Origin of the sequence: Paraburkholderia yinzeri (assembly GCF_046581065.1) — a bacterium.
Taxonomy (GTDB): Bacteria; Pseudomonadota; Gammaproteobacteria; order Burkholderiales; family Burkholderiaceae; genus Paraburkholderia.
The window spans coordinates 409,226-426,780 of sequence record NZ_JBFOCJ010000003.1 but is presented as its reverse complement, the minus strand read 5'-3'; the positions used below and the strand labels follow the sequence as shown (position 1 = coordinate 426,780).

Below are 17,555 nucleotides of genomic sequence, written 5' to 3'. Positions count from 1 at the left end.
GTAGACCTTCAGATTGCGCCGAATCGTCCGTTATGTAGGGTGGGAAGGCAGTCCCTGCTGCCAGATTGGTGTTTTTGGGTAGCGCAAGAGACCGGGAACTCGGAAAAGTGAAACGTCTATCGTTGAATAAGCGAGCATGGAGCATCGTCGCCCTGCTTTGGATTTCGCTCGTCGTCATGGTCGTGGCGAACGCCGTCATGACGCGCCAGGGCATGCTGGACGACCGCAAGGACCTGCTGGCCCAGCAGACCGAGAGCGCCATGGGCCTCATCGCCGGGTATCAGAAGCAGGCGGCCTCGGGCCAGCTTTCGACCGACGACGCGAAGCGCCAGGCGCTCGCCGCGCTGCGCAACATGCGCTACGGAGCCGACCAGAGCGGCTACTTCGGTATCTACGACTCGCAGACCGTGGCCCTGCTCGTGCCGCCCAGGCCCGATATGGAAGGCAAAAGCCAGGCCGACATGGTCGATCCGCAGGGCACGCACGTGGCCGTGGCGATCGTCAAAAGCTCGTCGCCGGGCGGCAATCGCTATAGTCAGTACGTCTGGCCGAAACCCGGGCACAGCTCGCCCGTCGGCAAGATCACCTACTCGGATTTCGTGCCGGCGTGGGACTGGCACGTGTTCACGGGCGTCTACGTGGACGACATCGACGACGCGTTCTATCGCGCCCTCGCGAGCAACCTCGCGCTGGTCTGCCTGATCGGCGCGGCGATCACGCTCGGCATGCTCTGGCTGATCCGCAGCATCCGCACGAGCCTCGGCGGCGAGCCCGACTACGCGGCCGAGATCTGCGCGCGCATCGCCTCGGGCGACCTCGGCGCGCAGGTGAAAATTTCGGGCGGCGGCGAGCGCAGCCTGCTGTATGCGATGAGCCAGATGCAGCATCAGCTCGTGGACACCGTCCGCCGCATCCAGACCTCGGCCGAATCGATCACCACGGGAGCCAACGAGATCGCCACCGGCAACCTCGACCTGTCCTCGCGCACCGAGGAGCAGGCCGCCTCGCTGGAGGAAACGGCCGCGAGCATGGAAGAGCTCACGGCCACGGTCAAGCACAACACCGACAACGCGCGCCAGGGCAATACGCTCGCCGCCAACGCGGCCGAAGTCGCGGCGCGCGGCGGCGAGGTCGTGCGCCGCGTCGTGGCCACGATGCACGCTATCTCGACCACGTCGGAGCGTGTCGAGCAGATCATCGGCGTAATCGACGGCATTGCGTTCCAGACCAACATCCTCGCGCTCAACGCGGCCGTTGAAGCCGCGCGCGCCGGCGACCAGGGGCGCGGCTTCGCCGTGGTCGCCGCCGAAGTACGCAGCCTCGCGCAGCGCAGCGCGAGCGCAGCCAAGGAGATCAAGGAACTGATCGGCCAGTCGGTGACGCAGGTGGTGGAAGGTTCGAAGCTCGTCGACGAAGCGGGTACGACGATCGACGAAGTGGTGCAGTCCGCGAAGTGCGTGGCCGACCTCATGGGCGAGATCTCGGCCGCCTCCGAGGAGCAGCATTCGGGTATCGAGCAGGTCAATCGGGCCGTCTCACAGATGGACGAGATGACCCAGCAGAACGCCGCACTCGTGGAAGAGGCGTCGGCGGCGGCACAGACCATGGCCACGCAATCGCAGGGCCTGCGCGAGGTGGTTTCGGTGTTCCGGATTGGCGGGGCCGCCTACTCGGCCGCTGCCGCGCCGATCGCTCCTGCCGCCCCCGCGCCGCTGGCCGTTTCCACACGCAAGGCGCCGGTGCCGGTGCGTCCAGCAGCCCCGCGCGAACCGGTATTGAAGTCCCGCCCGAGCGCCGCGGCGGCACCCGCACGCCAGCCCGCGGCAACGGCCGAGGCAGCCGCGGGGGACAGTCAGGACTGGGAAACCTTCTGACGCTGCTGGCGCCAGGCGGCAAACGTTGACATGCCCGGTTCGAGCACCGCCGCATCGAGCCGGGTCCAGCTCCAGTGCGCGCCGTCCACGCCGGGCATCGGCACCGGCGTCGCCATGGGCACGCTGGCCGAGCCTGGCCGATACGCTTCGCCCGGCCAGAATACCGGCATCGCGTTTCGGGCCGTCATGGCCTCGAGCAGCTCGGCCGGCCCGCCCTCGTCCGCCACGACGTCGCATTGCGCCACCCAGTCGCGGCTGTCCCACGCCAGAAACACGCCGGTGTTGCCGAGCGCATCGAGGGTCAGCACGGCGTTCTGCTCGGGCCGCCAGTAGTACTCGACAATGCGCTCGCGCTGCGCAAGTTCGTCGAGCACCTCCTGCGTCTGCGGAGCCGCATAGATCGAACCGACCCCGTGCACGCCGATGTGACCACGGCCCGCGCAATACTTCTGCTTCGCCTCGTCGAGCACGCGTGCGAGCTTGCGCGTCATCGCCGGATCGCTCTTCTTCAGGTAGTAGTCGATCAGGCCCGCGTTGAACGCCTCCACGGCGTGCGACTCGTTCGCCGTCCCCGTGAGCAGGATCTTCGAGCACGCCGTGCCGGTCACCGAGGAAAGAAACTGAATGCCGTCCATACCCGGCATTTCGCAGTCCACCACGAGCGCCGCAATATCCTCGAAGCGCGCGGCATCGGCCATCACGTCCTCGCCCAGCGCATTGCCCCCCCGCTTCTCGAATTCCGACCAGGCCGGCCCCGACAACGGACTCTTCGCGGCGTGCCGCTCCGCCCGCGAAGCCACGTGCGCGAGCGCCTCGTGCGGGTCCGTGTAGAAGCGATGCATGGGCGCATCGTGAAAGAACCCGCGCAAGGCGTGGAGAAAATCGGCGCTGTCGTCGACGAACACTACGGATACGGGATACAGCACCGGCTGTCTGACTATCGAACTCATGGTTGCCTCAGTAAATACAGGCCGGGGCGGCAACGATTCCGTGCGCGATACCCGGTGCAAAGCGTCCAGATTATGCGGCGATATCGCATCGCGCAGCAACCTGTGAGCAGTAGTGTGCGGCCTCGAATGCGATGCGCATCAACGGCAAACGTTGGCTACGCCAAGGGCGCAAAAACAGTGTGGTCCGAGCCGTTTTTGCGGCGCACGAAGGGGGCCAGAATGCTCGCATGTCATTTCGCGGAATGACATGCGCGGCTGCCGCCTGCAGTCACCCTCCGGAGTTATACGATGTTCACACGCGAAGCCATTCCCGCCCTCCTTACCCGTGGCACTGCACAGCTCTCCGAGCAGATCACGGATGCAACGCCCAGCAAGACGTTCCATCACGTGATCGACATCTATCTCAAGGACTCCAATGCCTTCATGAACACCTATTTCGCGCGCTATTTCGAATGGCAAGGCATTTGCCGAGAACGCTGGTTCCACGAATGCATCCACAACAATCTGCTCGCTTCGGGTGGCGTGTTCGTGACCAAGCGCGCGCATCAGGAGTACGTTCAGGAGACATTCCCGTTCCAGCGTGTGGATTGCTATCTGAATACGTTCCAGGTGCGGCAATGCTCCGCCTATCTCGTGTTCCGCTTCTGCGTGGACGGGCAGCCGGTATCGCTCGGCTATCAGCAGATCCTGTTCGCCGGCACCGACAAGCGCATTCGCCGCTTCCCGCCGGGCATCATCGAACGGGTCAAGGAATATGAGCTGATCCTGCCTTCGGGCGTGAATTAACCCGCATAGTCCTGCCCCGCCGCCCAGCGGCGGGGTCGCCCCGACATATCATGCAGCGCGCGGTCCGCGGGGGACCCGGGCTGCGGCAGGCGCAGCGTGAACGTGGCGTGGACGCCCGGCTCCGATTCGCATGCGATGCTGCCGCCCAGCGCATCCGCCACGCGCCGGCAGAAAGCGAGGCCCATGCCGACACCGCGGCCATGCGATTTGGTCGAAAAGAACGGGTCGAAAATGCGCGGCAGAATATCCGCGGCAATGCCCGGTCCGGTGTCGCGGAAAGTGAGGACGCAAAAGCCGTTTTCGTCGTGCGCGCCGATCTCGACGCGCCCCGGGCCGCCGGCGTTCTGGATTGCGAAAAGCGCGTTCTTGAGCAGGTTGAAAAGCACGAAGACCACGAGCGAATCGGAACCCGAGAAGCGCAGCGAGGCTTCCATCGGCTCGACGTCCACCATCTCGCGCTCGCCGGCGCGAAACGGAAAGCGTTCGAGCGCCGCGTTCACGCACGAACGCATGGAGCAGATTTCGAAGCTGCGCCGGTCGAGCCGGTCCAGCGTGAACGACGCGAGCGACATCTCGACCACGGTGCTCGTGCTGTCCACCTGCCGGCGGATCGAGGAAGCGAGCGACGTGAGCCGTTCCGACTGCCCGGGATACAGGCCGTCCACGCAGAGCTGATGCTGCACGGCCAGTTGATAGCCGCGCATCAGTTCGGGCAGCACGTTGCCGATCTCCTCGGCGTGCATGCCGATGGCGGCAAGCGGCGTCGCGACTTCGTGCGCGACCGTGGCCGCGAGCAGATACGGCCGCATGAGGCCGTAGCGCACGATCGTCACGGCCAGTATGCCGAGGCTCACGGCAATGAAGAGGGCCCCCACCGGATAGAAGCCGACGCCGTAGTTCACGGCGTAATCGCTGGCGGCGAGGCCGTAGAGGCACAGACTCACCAGGCAGAGGTCGAGCAGCTTGCGGCGGTCGTGCGCGTGCGTCTGCCGGTGTGCCGAAACCAGCAGCCAGCCGCTGCGCAGCGTGAGCACCACCGTCTGCAAGACGTGCAGGGGATGCAGCAGGCCCGCCTTCGGGTAGCGCCCGAAGAAGAACGTGCCATAGCCGTCCACCACCCAGTTGCTCAGGACCAGCAGCACCGCCAGCACGGCGCTCAGGCTGTACGAGGCGACGAGGAACGGCTTCTCGCCGCGCCGCGCGGTGACTTCGGCAACGAAGTGATAGAAGGTGGTGGGCAGGAACAGGATGAAGAGATAGCCCAGCTTGACGAGCATGCCCGAAAGCTCGGGGTCTGAGATCTGGAACAGAAAGGCCCACGTGCCCTGCCAGATGAACGTGGTCGCGCACATCAGGGCGAACGGCACCGAAAGGCGCGTCACGCCTTCCGTGAGCAGCACGTATACGCCGAATCCGAGAAACTGCGCGGACACGAACGCGGGCAGGATCGAGAACATAAGTTTGTCGCGTGGATTGTATTTTTGCCGGCCGATCGCCCCCTCGCAGCGGGCGGCGCTTAATTTCGCAGATTATCGCCGGTATTGTCTTTGCAGGGTGGCGTCTTATCTTGTTCAGGCACAAATGATGTACTGCGGATGCACTGCGCATGCCCTCCCGATGCGCCACGAATCACTTTCTAATCCTTACCGAATCTGGCGGGCTGTCGTACCCGCTGCCGCATGCGAAGCGAAACGCCGGCGATATTCTGCCGGCGTCACGCCGACATGCTTGATGAATGCGCGCCGCAGCGTGTCGGCATTCGCAAACCCGCAGCGGGTCGCGACGCGCTTGGGCGCCTCGCCCGACGTCTCCAGCAGGCCGCGCGCGGCATTGACGCGGACGGTTTCGACCCAGGCCGCCGGCGTCATGCCGACCTCGGACTGGAAGAGCCGTGCGAAATGGCGCGGGCTCAGGCCCACGCGGGCAGCAAGATCGGGCACGCGGTGCGGTTCCTCGGGATGCGCCGCCACCCAGCGCTGCACCTCCTGCAGCGCGGAGCGCCCGGACGGCTGCGCGGCGCCGCCGCGGCTGAACTGCAACTGACCGCCGGGCCGCTTGAAGAACATCACGAGCTGGCTTGCCACCCGCATCGCAATCTCGCGCCCGAGATCCTCCTCCACGAGCGAGAGCGCGAGATCGAGACCGGCCGTCACACCCGCCGCCGTGCGCAACTTGCCGTCGCGCACGTAGAGCGAATCCGCCTCGACAATCGCACCGGGGCACATCTGCGCGAGCCGCTCCGCCGCGGCCCAGTGCGTCGTCACGCGGCGCTTGTGCAACAGGCCGCTCGCGGCAAGCACGAAGGCGCCTGTGCAGACCGATCCGTAGCGCCGGCTGCGCGCGGCGCTCGCCCGCAGCCACGCCTGCACGCGCGCGGGCAACTGCGCGGTGGCGGCGTCGGGCGCGCCGGCCACGAGCAGCGTGTCGATGCGCTCCTGCCCCTCGCCCGCTGCCTGCGTTCCGGCTTGCCCCTGAGCGGCCGCAGCGCCGGCCACCGCATCGGCCACCAGCCGCACGCCCGAGGAACTGCGAATGGGGCCGGGCCGGCATGCTACCACGCGCAGATCGTAGACATGCCGGCCGGCCTCCCGATTCGCTTGCGCGAAGACGTCGAGCGGCCCGCTCACGTCCAGCAGCTGGACGCCCGGCAACGCAAGAATGGCGACGATTCTGGCCATGTTTCCTGTCACTCCGCTTCCATGTCCGGATCCTGCGCGAAATGGCAGAATCTGGCGCCTTCAGTCAATTGAGGACAATTCTCGCACGAACCACAATAGATGCACACCGCTTCCCACACGGAGATTCCCATGAGCTTCGACCTGAACGACGTTGCAATTCCCGATAGCCAACTGGCCCGGGAGATCACCGAATTCGTGCGCGACACCGAAACGCCGCTGCTGTTCCATCATTCGAGCCGGGTGTACTACTTCGGCGCGCTCGCGGGCCGGCAGCGCGGACTGAAATTCGACCCCGAGCTGCTCTACGCAGGCGCGATGTTCCATGACGTGGGCCTTATGCACGCGCACAGCAGTCCGCACGAGCGCTTCGAAGTGGACGGCGCCAACGCGGCGCGCGATTTCCTGAAGAGCCACGGCATCGCGCAACAGGACATCGATCTCGTGTGGACCGCCATCGCGCTTCACACGACACCTGGCATTCCCGAACATATGCATCCGGTAATCGCGCTCGTGACGGCAGGTGTCGAAATGGACGTGCTCGGCCTCGCCTATGAAAAATACAGCGACGCCGAACGCGAAGCGATCGTGCACGCGCATCCGCGCACCCCGCATTTCAAGGAAGACATCATCCAGGCGTTCTACGATGGCATCCACCACAAGCCGGCGACGACGTTCGGCAACGTGAAGACCGACGTGCTCGCCGACAAGGATCCGCATTTTCACGCCGGCAACTTCTGCAGCGTGATCCGCCACTCGGCCTGGCGCGGGTAAGACGTCGAAGGTGGAAGGACCGCCACCGTCCGGGCATTCGCGGGCGATGCTATCCTTGGCCCATTGTCCGGACCGGCCCAGCCCGCGCCCTGCGGGCGGTGGCCCCGGATTTCACGCGCTGCTTCGGCGGATCGGGGAGATCCATGGATCGTACGGCGGACCCATCGCGGCAAACAGGCAAGCACGCGGCTACCCAGACCGGCAAGCACGCGGGCATCGTTTCCCGCATCGTGATGAAGCGTCCGCGCCTGATCGTGACGTTATGCTTCGTTTGCGCGATGGCGCTCGTGGCGACCGTCGGGATACGTCAGCTCTACCAGATAACCCGCCAGGACCTGGAAAACCGGCAGCGCGACCTGGAGGTCCGGGCCGCGGGCGTGAATGCGCTGATCGCCTCCGAAAGCCGCCGGCTGCTGTTTCTGCGCGACTATGCACAGCACGTACTGGCGTCCATCCCGGAGCCGGAGCCGCCGCACAACGCCCGTCCGTCCCACGCAACCCCGCCCCACCCCGCTCCGGCTGCCACGTCCACCGCCGATTCCGACACGAGCCTGAACACCTGGGAAATCGCCGGCGCCATGGATGGACCGCCCGTGTTCGGCACGAACGCTGCGGGCCTCTACGGACTCAAAGGTTTTCGCCGCGACGACGCCACGCTCCCGGCGGACCTCGTGCTCGCCCGCCAGATCGGACCGCTCCTCGCGATCAGCCAGAATGCGGACGCCGTGGAAAGGACCGCGGCGTTCATCTCGTCGAACGGGCTCTACGTGATCTCGCCGCAACGCCCGGCGGCCAATGTCGAAGCCATGTTCCGCCGCTTCGAAAAAATGCCCTATTACCGCGGCCAGTTGCCTGACAGCAATACGTCCCACGACGTCGTCTGGACACCGGTCTACACGGAATTTCAGCAAGGAGAAGCCATCGCAACCCTCAGCGCGCCGGTCTACGTCCGCGGCCGCTTTCGCGGCGTGGTGCTCATGGACGTCACGCCGTCGCGCCTGCTCGCGCTGCAACTCTCGTCAGGCATCCTCACCGACGACGAAGCGGCTGCCGACTTCGCGCTCGTCAACAGCAACGGCAACGCCATCTATTTCCACAACGGCGACATGATCGCGGCCCGGCCCGCGTCCTTTACCGATGACCTGCTGCAGGCCGCACACACCTCCGCCGGCGCCTGGCTGCGCGACGGCAAGACGGTGGTGGAGCGCGGCGGCCATTACCTGATCTTCCAGCGCATCGGCGACACGCAATGGGGGCTGACGAGCGCAACCGACAACCTGGAACTCACCCTCAACGCCGCGAAGCACGTGTTCAGCAGCCCCTTGATCGTCGCCTGGCTCGCGCTCGCCGTCCTGCTGTTCGGCACACTGCGCGTCGTAAACCATATTTTCGGCCGCTACGTCGAAGCGAGCGCCCGGCTCGCGGCGCTCGCGCGCAGCGACCCGCTCACGGGTCTCGCCAACCGGCGCTCCTTCGACGAAGCGTTCGCCAGAGCCATCGCACACGCCGCCCGCGCGCCCGGCGGCCCGACACCCATCGCAGTGCTGATGATCGACATCGACCACTTCAAGCACGTCAACGACCGGTGGGGCCATACCACGGGGGATCGCGTGCTGGAAATCCTCGCCGACCTCATGCGCACGAGCCTTCGCACCGTGGACGTGCCGGCGCGCCTCGGCGGCGAGGAGTTCGCGGCGTTGCTGCCCGACGCGGATCGCGCCACCGCCGCCGCCGTGGCCGAGCGGCTGCGCCGCGCCGTGGAAATGCACGCCGGGCACGCGGGCAGCGGCGGTCAGCCCGATGCGGCGAGGCCCGAGACGATTCCGTTCTCGATCTCGATTGGCGTAGCGGCAAGCCCCGAAGACGGCCCCGCCACCTGCGAGACGCTGATGGCGGCGGCCGACCGCCGCCTCTATCGCGCGAAGGAAAACGGGCGCAACCGCGTCGTGTCCGACGACGCAGCCCGCTCCGGACCTGTCAAAGCGTAAGCTGCGCGCCGGGCGGCGCCGTCCGGACACATGCCGTCCAGCTTCGCGCGAAAGCCGCTAACATCGGACGAAATCGTCTCTCGCCGCGCCGGCCTGACGCCTTGCCAGGGGGCCGGCCGCGTCGGCTCTCATGCCGTCCCGTTCGTCGAAGCCGCGCAAAACCGCCTGCCCTATATGGCCAGCAGACTGACAACGTTGGCAACGATTGCCCTCGCCGCGCTTGCCGTTTCGGTAACGCTGGCGGTCGTCACCTATACGATGAGCGCCGTGACCGAGCGCCACCAGCGCGCCCAGGTCGACGAATACGCACGGCGGGCGCTCATGCGCGCCGAACTCGTGACCGACGACGCGCAAGCCGCCTTGCGCGAACTCTCGCACTACAGCGGCCCACCCTGCACGGCGGACCATCTTCGGCTGCTCCGGCAAGTGGAAGCGGAGCACCGCTACGTACGCGGGGCCGCCTGGAACGACGGTCAGGGTACCGCCTGCTCGACGCTCAACGACGCCGGCGCCCCGCTGCCGCCGCCCGAACTGACCTTGCCGGGCGGCTTCCCGGCGTGGCAGAGCACGACCGGCAAACCGGGCCACGAACAGCGCATGTTCCATATCCGCTACGGCAACTATTTCGTCGTGCTCGATCCACGCTTCTACCTCGACATCGTGCCGCTCGACGACACGATCGAAATCGGCATACTGGAGACGCACAATGCGCTCGTCATCGCGCGCTGGCCGAACGCCGATCCGGACGCCGTACGCGAAGCCGTGCGCCGCGGCAGTCCCTCGACTTATACCGACGACCGTTACTACGTCATCGAGCGGTCGAGCCGCTATCCGCTCGCCGTCGTGGCCTACGAACCCGAACGCAGCATCCGCCCCGACTGGCTGCGGTGGATGAAGACACTCATCCTCCCCGCCCTGCTCGCCAGCACCTTCGTCGCCTGGCTCGTGCTCGCCTGGCGGCGGCGCCAGCGCACCCCGCGCGCGGCATTGCTGGAGGGAATCCGCCAACGCCAGTTCGAGGCCTGGTTCCAGCCTATCGTGGAACTGCAGAGCGGCCGCTGTGTCGGCGCCGAGGCATTGGTGCGCTGGCGCCTCGGCGACGGCACCATCGTCGCGCCGGATTCGTTCATTCCCATGGCCGAGCAGCTAGGCCTGATCCAGCCGATCACGGACCTCGTGATCCGTTCGGTGTTCGAGGGCGTGGGCGCTTTGCTCGCCGGGCACCGCGATCTGCACGTGTCGATCAATCTCACGCCCGACGATCTCGAAACCTCGCGCATGATGGACACCTTGCAGGCCGGCTGCGAGCAATACGGCGTGCGGCCGAGGCAAATCTGGTTCGAGGCCATCGAGCGCGCATTCATCGACGCACGCCGTTTCGCTCCTGTGCTCGACCGCTATCGTGCAGCGGGCCACCGGATCCTGATCGACGATTTCGGCACCGGCTATTCGAACCTGGCCTACCTGCAGGAGTTGCCCGTGGACGGCATCAAGATCGATCGGGCCTTCGTCCGTGCCCTGCGTACGGGCGCGCAAGTCGACGCGATCGTGCCGCACATCATTGCCATGGCGAACGGCCTCGGGCTCGAAGTGATCGCCGAAGGCGTGGAAACCGCGGACCAGGCCGACTGGCTCGAAAGCCATGGCGTGCGGTACGGGCAGGGATGGCGGTATGCGAAGGCAATGCCGGCCGAACAGTTCGTGCGCTATGCGCTGGCGACGGGTGTCCCGCCCAATGCCCGCGGCACGGTCCCAACCGGGTGACGCCTTGCGGCGCCCGATTCACTGGAGCAGCGTGACGGGCGTATGCGTGAGCCGGCGCAGCCGCGCAAGCATGCCCCACTTGCGAAAGAAGCCGAGGCGGCTCGCGTCGAGCACGACGATGTCGGCATGACCACTCTCCGCGCAAGTCGCGATGATCCGCTCGGGCTGGCCGAACACGCGCTTCCAGGTATAGGGCACGCCCGCGTCGTCGAGGATCGCGCGCGTGCGCAGGAGCGCGTCGCGCATAGTCTGCTTTTCGGAGCGCCGCAACTCGCTTCTCGACCGGAAAGCCGAGCTCCGGTCCTGCCCGACCTCGTCCAGCACTTCGACGATCTCGACCTCGGAAACGCAGCGCTCCGCGAAGAGAAATGCGCCGTGGCGCGCGGCTTCCAGTGCGCCGTTACGATCGAGTATGGGAATCAGCAGTTTCAACACCGCGCACCTCGCTGGGCCATATGCCCGCTGCTTTTTGATGGAATGACGCCCGATGCGCCTGATCTCACGATACCGGGCGGCCCGGCAAAAAGCTGCAAGGAATCCTGATGGCTCCGCAAAAATTGCGTAAACGTCAATGCGTCAATGCGCGTCAGGCCTTGGCGGCGGGATTCAACTCCGCGTACAGGATCACGAGCCAGCGACGCGGGCACGCCGCCGCGATCTCGATGCCCGGCAGTGGGCCTTGCGTTCCGCGTCGGATATGGCCGCGCTCGCGGGCATGCTGCCAGGCGCGGCGCGCGTCCGCCTGCAGCCAGTAGCTCACCAGCGCACAGGTCACGTAGCCGAAGATCAAGGAAGGCATGGCGGACACGTCCGGATCGAGGGTCCGTGCGGCCATCCCGAAGAGCATGACCAGCACCTGGCTGAAAGCAATCGTCACCAGCACGATCTTGAGCAGCGCACGCGTGCGCAGGCCCTGCCGGATGCGTGCTTCCTCTTCCTGCCCGGAAGGCGGCGGGCGCCGGTCATCGCTCATAACGGCAGATGCGCGGCGCCGCGCGGCAATGCGCCAGGTGGCGTAGATACCGGGAAAGCTGGGAAAGCCGGAAACGGCCACCCGGTCGTGGCGGGCTTGCTGAGAATCGCGCTATCGTAGCCGCGGCCCGCGAAGCGCACGACATCGACAAGGCTGAACCCGTGAGCCCGGTAGTAGTCGATCAGATGCGTGGCAGGAAACGGCGTGTCTAGCGCGAGTTGCGTGAAACCGCGCGCGGCGGCCCAATAGCCCGCAAAGGCAAGCAGCGCACGGCCAATGCCGCGTTGCTGCCACGCAGGATCTACGCCGAACTGATGCAGCGAGGCGACGTGACGTTGACGGTACTGCTCGCACTGCGAGGCGCTGTCGCGCGACTCGAGCGTCATCGTCCCAACGATGCGCCCGTTGCACACCGCAACGAAGCAGTCGCCAGCCAGCGCCCGCTGCCGCGTGACGCTCGCGCCCTGATCCACGCAGCCGCAGTGCAGGCCAAGCGCCGCAAGCCTCGCGAACGCGCGATGCAGCAGCTTCGTGAGATGTTCCCAAGAGTCGCGCTGGGGATCGAATCGTCGCAGCACGAGCCGTCCCATACCCGGCTGATTGCAGATGATCCGTTCTTCTCCATTCCCCGACGCTGTGCGCTGCTTCGACATAGCCCCTCCGGTCCTTGCTCTATACCGAAGTCTAGGGTTGGCGCCGCGCGTGCCACAAGAAAAAATGTCGTAAAAGCCGGCGGGTTTTGTGTTGCTGGCGCATCATGCGCGCCGCCCAGGCATGCAGGGTTTTGCTTGTGCGAACAAAGGATTGGGTGCCCGCCTGCCTTCCTGCAATAATGCCGATGCACCGCTTGCCTCATCGCCGCGCTGCATTCCAGAACGCATCTGCCGAGTGTAAAGACCCGATGAAAACGCTGTTCTACTATCCCAGCAATGCCAGCATGGCTCCGCACATCCTGCTCGAGGAAATCGGGCAGCCGTTCGAGCTGAAGCTCGTCGATCGAACCCACGACGAGCACAAATCGGCCGATTACCTCAAGCTGAATCCCAACGGCCTGATTCCCGTGCTGGTGGACGACGACCTGGTGCTCTACGAAACGGCCGCCATTTGCCTGCACCTCGCCGACACGCATCCCGCGAAAGCACTGGCCCCGGCGCTCGGCACGCCGCAGCGCGCGCACTTCTATCAGTGGCTCGCGTGGCTCACGAATACGCTGCAAGCCGCACTGATCGTCTACTTCTATCCCGAGCGCTGGGTCGATGCCGGCAATATCGAAGGCGCGCGGCAGGTCGCGGCCCAGGCCGAAGCAAAGATCGCCGGGCTGCTCGATCAGATCGAAGCGCAGCTCGCGGCTGCGGGCGGCCCGTGGCTGCTCGGCGAGCACTATACGGCGCTCGATCCGTACGCGCTGATGCTATGCCGCTGGACCCGCGGCTTCCACCGCCCCGCGCGTACGTGGCCGCAGATCGGCGCTTACCTCGCGCGCATGCTCGAACGCCCGGCCGTCGTGCGTGCCTTCGAAACCGAGCAGCTCGCACAGCCTTGGGTGTGACGCACGACAATCGACACAACGGCCGGCATGACGGCCGGCCGCAACCAGATGTACCGCCAATTACTTAGTTATGCATGGCAACATGACGCGCCGCCCGGACAGCGGCGGCGTGCCCTTTCGGCTTAGACGAAGCGCTCGCGCCCAACTGCTGCCGAAAGCTGGCGATTCTTCCAGTACATATTGTGCAGCCGCGACTGCAGGCTCGTGAGCACATGGGCGTCGATCGAGTGGAAAGTCAGCGCCACGGCGGGCCGGGAGCCGTCGCCCTCGATAAACGCGATCTCATCGAAAGGCGGGAAGCCATATTTGACGAGCAGGTCGCGAATCTCGTCGCCGGTCGTCCCCGGTTCGATGTTGCCCAACAGCATATGCATCATGTCACTTCTCCGTGATTCTGGTGGCTGACACGCCGCCGCTCCGCGGCTACCCTTGTTGCACCGGCGCGCAGCCCCTATTAAACACACTTCGGCGGTATGCCGCCTTGCGCGCGGTAAAAGTACACATTCAAAAATGCGAGATCGCCCGCGTGCATTTGCGCACGGACCTACCCCCTCCATCGCCAGAACCGAGGACGCTTCATGAACGCAACGCTCGCCACCCGCCATGACCAGCCCGAACCGCGCGAACCCGTGCTCGATACCGTCGACCGCGTTTCCGAACTGTGTTTTGGCCTCTTCATGGCGCTCACGTTCGTCGGGGCGGTCTCCGTGGTGAGCGCGGGGCACGATGCCGGGCGCAAAATGCTCTATTCGGCGCTCGGCTGCAACCTCGCATGGGGACTGGCCGACGCCGTCATGTTCCTCGTGCGCACGTTCACGGGCCGAGGCAAGCGGCTTTCGCTCGCCTTGAGCATCAAGCGGGAAGGCGACCCCGCCGCCGCGGTCCGGAAGCTGCACGACGCGCTGCCGCCTTCGCTGCGCGGACTGGTCGCCGCGCCCGAGCTCGAACTCATACGCGCCCGCATTGCCGCGATGGAAACCCTGCCCCGCCACGCCCGGCTGGACGCCGCGGACTTCGCGGGCGCGCTCGGGATCTTCACGATCGTCGTGCTCTCCACGTTCCCGGTTGCGCTGCCCTTCGTGCTGTTCCAGAACCTCGCCGTCGCCCTGATCGTCTCGCGCGTGCTGACCCTGCTGATGCTCTTCGCGGGCGGCTATGCGCTGGGACGTTTCGCCGGCACGGGAGGCTGGCGGCCGGGCCTAGGCATGGTGGCGCTGGGCAGCGCGCTGACGATGGCCATCGTGGCCCTGGGCGGTTGACGGGAGCATTTGCCCCCTATGGCACCCGCCTCACGCGCGCACGACCGTCACACCCGCCTGCTCGACCGGCGCAATCAGTGACTCTGGCGTCGAGGCTTCGACGATGATGGTCTGGGCCAGCGAAATGTCGCCGATCCGGTACGCCGAGGCGGCATTGAGCTTGGCCGCCGATGCGAGCACAACGGTCTCTGCGGCGCGCGCGGCGAGCGCGCGCTTGATATAGGCTTCCTCGAAATCGCCGGTGCTCAGCCCGGCCTGCGGGTGCACGCCCGTCACCCCCATGAAGTAGAGATCGGCGTGAATGTGCGAGATCGCCTCCACGGCGGCCGCGCCAACCGACACGATCGAATGCTTGTAAAGCTTCCCGCCGATCAGCACGACTTCCAGCGCGGGATGCTCCGCGAGCGCGACGGCGACACTCGGACTGTGCGTCACGATCGTCGCCGCGAGGTCGGGCGCGAGATGGGCGACGAGGAGCGCCGAGGTGGTCCCGCCATCCACGATCACCACCTGCCCCGGTGCAATCATCGCCGCCGCGCACCGCGCAATGCGCCGCTTGGCCGCCGTCTCCATCCCCTCGCGCTGCGCGAAAGGCGCCACGGCGGGCGAGGCCGGCAGCGCACCGCCATGCACGCGCTGCAGCAACCCCTCCGCGGCCAGTTCCCGCAGATCGCGGCGCACCGTGTCCTCCGACACGCCAAACCGTTCGCTCAGGTTGCCTGCCAGCACCTGCCCCTCGCGCCGCAGCGTTTCCAGAATGGCCTTCTTGCGTTGACTGGTCAGCATGGTTTGCACGAAATTTCTTGATATTGCGCGAATATGCACGTTACCATGCAAGTCACCGATCTGTCGAATGGAGAGTGCCATGACCGCAACGCGCGAGCGGGTCCGTATCGTCGAAACGACTGTCCTGTCCGACGACTGGTATGTGCTGAAAAAGGTGACGTTCGATTTCCTCCGCCGCGACGGGAGCTGGCAGCGGCAGAACCGGGAGACCTACGACCGCGGCGACGGCGCGACGATCCTGCTGTGGAATCCCGAAACCGCGCACGTCGTGCTGACACGCCAGTTCCGCATGCCGGCATTCGTCACCGGCCATGACGGCATGCTGATCGAGGCCGCGGGCGGTCTGCTCGACAATGCCACGCCCGAGGCGCGCATCCGCGCCGAAGTCGAGGAGGAAACCGGCTATCGCGTGCGCGAGGTGCGCAAGGTGTTCGAGGCTTTCATGAGCCCCGGTTCGGTGACCGAGCGATTGCACTTCTACGTGGGCGAATACGACCCGTCCATGCGCGTGGGCCGTGGCGGCGGCGTGGAAGCCGAAGGCGAGGAAATCGAAGTCGTCGAGTTGCCGTTGAGCACGGCGCTCGAATGGATCGGGGCAGGCCGGATCGAAGACGGGAAAACCATCATGCTTCTACAGTATGCCGCCCTGCATCTGGGCAAACCGGCACGCGCGGCATGACGCTCGCAAAATCGTTTCGTATCACGACGCATTCGAGGCTCAGCCTCCCGCAGCCCGCGTAGCGGGTACGTGATGAGCCGCGCTCCAGGTTAAGATGCGGGCCGCCAGTTTCATCCCCTTCAACGGAGTATTTCGAGTGATTCAGCCGAGCAACGTATTCAAGGACAACCTCGCCCAACTGCCCGCCATCGAAGGCGTCGAGCGCATCGACCTGGTCGACGGCCAGGGCGCCGTGACGGCAAGCATCGAAAACAAACCGGGCAGGCAGGGGTCGCTGGCGGTCTATCACTACCTGAAGCAGGCCTTCGGCACGCTCGATGCACGCGCCGCCGAGCATGGCCTTGCTGTATTCGCCGAACACACTGCCGATGCGCGCACTCGTCCAGGCGCGCATCCGAACGTCGACCGCCTGCTCGCCATCGCGGCCGGCGGCGAAGCCTTGCGTATCGACGTGATTCCGGCGGCCTGAGCGCGTCATCGCCTCTTCGCGCGATGCAAAGGTGCCCATGTGCCGTACGTCGAATTCGACACCGGTGATTTCGCTCGTCTCGACACGCCGGTCCCGATTTGGTGAAAAGCCCTCTAGACGCCGGCATGCCTGAGCTGCTGCACGAGCTCCGCATTGGTATGCACGCCGGCGCGCTCATGGATTGCCTGCAGATGATTACGCACGGTGGCCGGTGCGAGCGCAAGCGCCTTCGCGATTTCCTTGTGCGTGAGGCCTGCGACCACCAGTTTCGCGACTTCGAGCTCGCGCGGCGAGAGCGCGTCGACCGGTACGCGCACACGGGCGCGCACGAAAACGACATCGTGCACGACCTCGATGACGAAGAGCGCCGCGCGCCCCTGAAAGCGCGCTTTCCTGCCTCCGCCGATCACGCCGGCAAGCTGCGTGGGCAAATTACGGTACGCGTGGCTCGGCCACTCCACACGCAGCAGATCGCAAAAGCCCGGCTCGGCGAAGCGGAACTCCCCGGCCGTATCGCAGATGGCGAGCGACCATGCGACTTCGCCGCCGCGCGGCCTGATCCGCTCCATGTGGAAGGCCATGCTGGTTTGCAAAGCCTCCGTAAGATGCGGGAACACGACCTCCAGCATCCGGCGCTGCGCCTCCGCGAACGGTTTGTCCTCGCGAGCCCGGTACAGCGAGATCGCCTGATGCATGCCCGCTTCCCCGCACTGGCGGCCGATGATCAAAGCCTGAATATGCCCGTAACGGTGCACATAGTTGAGTAGTCCCGGACTGCGATTTTTCCCGAACAGGTCTGGCAGATCGAGATTCAGCGCCGTGATTTGTCTAAGCAGATTAAGTGCATGCTCCTGGAAGGCCTCGACCGGAACTTCGCGGGCCGCGGCATGCAACGACAACAGGAAACCATCTGGTTCGTGCACGGGTGCCTCCTTTCACGACTTCTGTCTGGCGCGCCCCCCGGCTGAACCCTGAAAGCCCCACTATCGATTCTTGTTCTTTTCTTGGTCTTTCTGCTTACTTTGATAG

At 65.7% G+C, this 17,555-nt stretch carries 18 protein-coding genes; 9 read left to right on the top strand and 9 right to left on the bottom strand.

Annotated features, from left to right (window positions below):
* Positions 1-107 precede the first annotated feature (107 nt).
* Positions 108-1,874, top strand: a complete 1,767-nt coding sequence (locus WJ542_RS28720; RefSeq protein ID WP_411192946.1) for a methyl-accepting chemotaxis protein — start codon at positions 108-110, stop codon at positions 1,872-1,874.
* Here WJ542_RS28720 and WJ542_RS28715 read toward each other — a convergent pair.
* Positions 1,853-2,824: a response regulator gene (locus WJ542_RS28715; RefSeq protein ID WP_411192945.1), complete on the bottom strand. Its 972-nt coding sequence runs from the start codon at positions 2,822-2,824 to the stop codon at positions 1,853-1,855. The genes WJ542_RS28720 and WJ542_RS28715 overlap by 22 nt on opposite strands.
* Before the next feature lie 288 nt (positions 2,825-3,112).
* Here WJ542_RS28715 and WJ542_RS28710 point away from each other — a divergent pair, with 288 nt between their 5' ends.
* Positions 3,113-3,610, top strand: coding sequence for an acyl-CoA thioesterase (locus WJ542_RS28710; RefSeq protein ID WP_411192944.1), 498 nt, complete (start codon positions 3,113-3,115; stop codon positions 3,608-3,610).
* Here the strand turns inward: WJ542_RS28710 and WJ542_RS28705 are convergent.
* Entirely contained in the window at positions 3,607-5,067 is a 1,461-nt protein-coding gene (locus WJ542_RS28705; RefSeq protein WP_411192943.1) for a sensor histidine kinase, read from the bottom strand. The genes WJ542_RS28710 and WJ542_RS28705 overlap by 4 nt on opposite strands.
* A gap of 186 nt (positions 5,068-5,253) precedes the next feature.
* Positions 5,254-6,288, bottom strand: coding sequence for a GlxA family transcriptional regulator (locus tag WJ542_RS28700; RefSeq protein ID WP_411192942.1), 1,035 nt, complete (start codon positions 6,286-6,288; stop codon positions 5,254-5,256).
* A 129-nt stretch (positions 6,289-6,417) separates the two neighbouring features.
* On the opposite strand from WJ542_RS28700, the gene WJ542_RS28695 reads away from it, so the two are divergent.
* The 3 genes from WJ542_RS28695 to WJ542_RS28685 all read left to right on the top strand — a co-directional run bounded on the left by WJ542_RS28695 (position 6,418) and on the right by WJ542_RS28685 (position 10,811).
* Positions 6,418-7,059: an HD domain-containing protein gene (locus WJ542_RS28695; protein WP_411192941.1), complete on the top strand. Its 642-nt coding sequence runs from the start codon at positions 6,418-6,420 to the stop codon at positions 7,057-7,059.
* Between the two features lie 143 nt (positions 7,060-7,202).
* The gene (locus tag WJ542_RS28690; protein ID WP_411192940.1) at positions 7,203-9,047 is read left to right on the top strand and encodes a diguanylate cyclase; all 1,845 of its coding nucleotides are present in this window, start codon (positions 7,203-7,205) and stop codon (positions 9,045-9,047) included.
* Between the two features lie 195 nt (positions 9,048-9,242).
* On the top strand, positions 9,243-10,811 hold the full coding sequence (locus WJ542_RS28685) for an EAL domain-containing protein (RefSeq protein WP_411192939.1): 1,569 nt from the start codon (positions 9,243-9,245) through the stop codon (positions 10,809-10,811).
* 18 nt (positions 10,812-10,829) lie between these two features.
* Here WJ542_RS28685 and WJ542_RS28680 read toward each other — a convergent pair whose 3' ends face one another.
* The 3 genes from WJ542_RS28680 to WJ542_RS28670 form a co-directional block, all read right to left on the bottom strand.
* The gene (locus WJ542_RS28680; protein ID WP_411192938.1) at positions 10,830-11,246 is read right to left on the bottom strand and encodes a universal stress protein; all 417 of its coding nucleotides are present in this window, start codon (positions 11,244-11,246) and stop codon (positions 10,830-10,832) included.
* Positions 11,247-11,397: 151 nt separating this feature from the next.
* Positions 11,398-11,784 carry a hypothetical protein gene (locus WJ542_RS28675; protein WP_411192937.1) on the bottom strand — a complete coding sequence of 129 codons (387 nt, stop codon included), beginning with the start codon at positions 11,782-11,784 and terminating at the stop codon, positions 11,398-11,400.
* Complete coding sequence (locus WJ542_RS28670; RefSeq protein WP_411193528.1) at positions 11,781-12,374, bottom strand: GNAT family N-acetyltransferase; 594 nt, start codon at positions 12,372-12,374, stop codon at positions 11,781-11,783. The genes WJ542_RS28675 and WJ542_RS28670 overlap by 4 nt, the downstream gene beginning before the upstream one ends.
* A 311-nt stretch (positions 12,375-12,685) precedes the next feature.
* On the opposite strand from WJ542_RS28670, the gene WJ542_RS28665 reads away from it, so the two are divergent.
* Positions 12,686-13,333 (top strand): glutathione S-transferase family protein, encoded by a 648-nt coding sequence (locus WJ542_RS28665; protein ID WP_411192936.1) that lies wholly within the window; start codon positions 12,686-12,688, stop codon positions 13,331-13,333.
* A 122-nt stretch (positions 13,334-13,455) separates the two neighbouring features.
* Here WJ542_RS28665 and WJ542_RS28660 read toward each other — a convergent pair whose 3' ends face one another.
* Complete coding sequence (locus WJ542_RS28660; RefSeq protein ID WP_411192935.1) at positions 13,456-13,710, bottom strand: RNA-binding protein; 255 nt, start codon at positions 13,708-13,710, stop codon at positions 13,456-13,458.
* A gap of 201 nt (positions 13,711-13,911) precedes the next feature.
* On the opposite strand from WJ542_RS28660, the gene WJ542_RS28655 reads away from it, so the two are divergent.
* Entirely contained in the window at positions 13,912-14,592 is a 681-nt protein-coding gene (locus WJ542_RS28655) for a hypothetical protein (protein WP_411192934.1), read from the top strand.
* 30 nt (positions 14,593-14,622) lie between these two features.
* On the opposite strand, the gene WJ542_RS28650 is transcribed toward WJ542_RS28655, so the two are convergent.
* Positions 14,623-15,378, bottom strand: a complete 756-nt coding sequence (locus WJ542_RS28650) for a DeoR/GlpR family DNA-binding transcription regulator (RefSeq protein ID WP_411192933.1) — start codon at positions 15,376-15,378, stop codon at positions 14,623-14,625.
* Positions 15,379-15,457: 79 nt separating this feature from the next.
* Here WJ542_RS28650 and WJ542_RS28645 point away from each other — a divergent pair, with 79 nt between their 5' ends.
* A complete protein-coding gene (locus tag WJ542_RS28645) occupies positions 15,458-16,057 on the top strand; it encodes an NUDIX domain-containing protein (protein WP_411192932.1) in 600 nt (199 codons plus the stop codon).
* A 136-nt stretch (positions 16,058-16,193) separates the two neighbouring features.
* On the top strand, positions 16,194-16,526 hold the full coding sequence (locus tag WJ542_RS28640) for a DUF2322 family protein (RefSeq protein WP_411192931.1): 333 nt from the start codon (positions 16,194-16,196) through the stop codon (positions 16,524-16,526).
* Positions 16,527-16,639: 113 nt separating this feature from the next.
* Here the strand turns inward: WJ542_RS28640 and WJ542_RS28635 are convergent, their stop codons facing one another.
* Complete coding sequence (locus WJ542_RS28635; RefSeq protein ID WP_411192930.1) at positions 16,640-17,449, bottom strand: helix-turn-helix transcriptional regulator; 810 nt, start codon at positions 17,447-17,449, stop codon at positions 16,640-16,642.
* Positions 17,450-17,555 lie beyond the last annotated feature (106 nt).

Coding starts and splice junctions, on each gene's coding strand:
- WJ542_RS28645 (WP_411192932.1), top strand. CDS start 15,458: ATGACCGCAACGCGCGAGCGGGTCCGTATCGTCGAAACGACTGTCCTG.
- WJ542_RS28675 (WP_411192937.1), bottom strand. CDS start 11,784: ATGAGCGATGACCGGCGCCCGCCGCCTTCCGGGCAGGAAGAGGAAGCA.
- WJ542_RS28695 (WP_411192941.1), top strand. CDS start 6,418: ATGAGCTTCGACCTGAACGACGTTGCAATTCCCGATAGCCAACTGGCC.
- WJ542_RS28705 (WP_411192943.1), bottom strand. CDS start 5,067: ATGTTCTCGATCCTGCCCGCGTTCGTGTCCGCGCAGTTTCTCGGATTC.
- WJ542_RS28690 (WP_411192940.1), top strand. CDS start 7,203: ATGGATCGTACGGCGGACCCATCGCGGCAAACAGGCAAGCACGCGGCT.
- WJ542_RS28665 (WP_411192936.1), top strand. CDS start 12,686: ATGAAAACGCTGTTCTACTATCCCAGCAATGCCAGCATGGCTCCGCAC.
- WJ542_RS28650 (WP_411192933.1), bottom strand. CDS start 15,378: ATGCTGACCAGTCAACGCAAGAAGGCCATTCTGGAAACGCTGCGGCGC.
- WJ542_RS28660 (WP_411192935.1), bottom strand. CDS start 13,710: ATGATGCATATGCTGTTGGGCAACATCGAACCGGGGACGACCGGCGAC.
- WJ542_RS28710 (WP_411192944.1), top strand. CDS start 3,113: ATGTTCACACGCGAAGCCATTCCCGCCCTCCTTACCCGTGGCACTGCA.
- WJ542_RS28655 (WP_411192934.1), top strand. CDS start 13,912: ATGAACGCAACGCTCGCCACCCGCCATGACCAGCCCGAACCGCGCGAA.
- WJ542_RS28670 (WP_411193528.1), bottom strand. CDS start 12,374: ATGGGACGGCTCGTGCTGCGACGATTCGATCCCCAGCGCGACTCTTGG.
- WJ542_RS28715 (WP_411192945.1), bottom strand. CDS start 2,824: ATGAGTTCGATAGTCAGACAGCCGGTGCTGTATCCCGTATCCGTAGTG.
- WJ542_RS28700 (WP_411192942.1), bottom strand. CDS start 6,288: ATGGCCAGAATCGTCGCCATTCTTGCGTTGCCGGGCGTCCAGCTGCTG.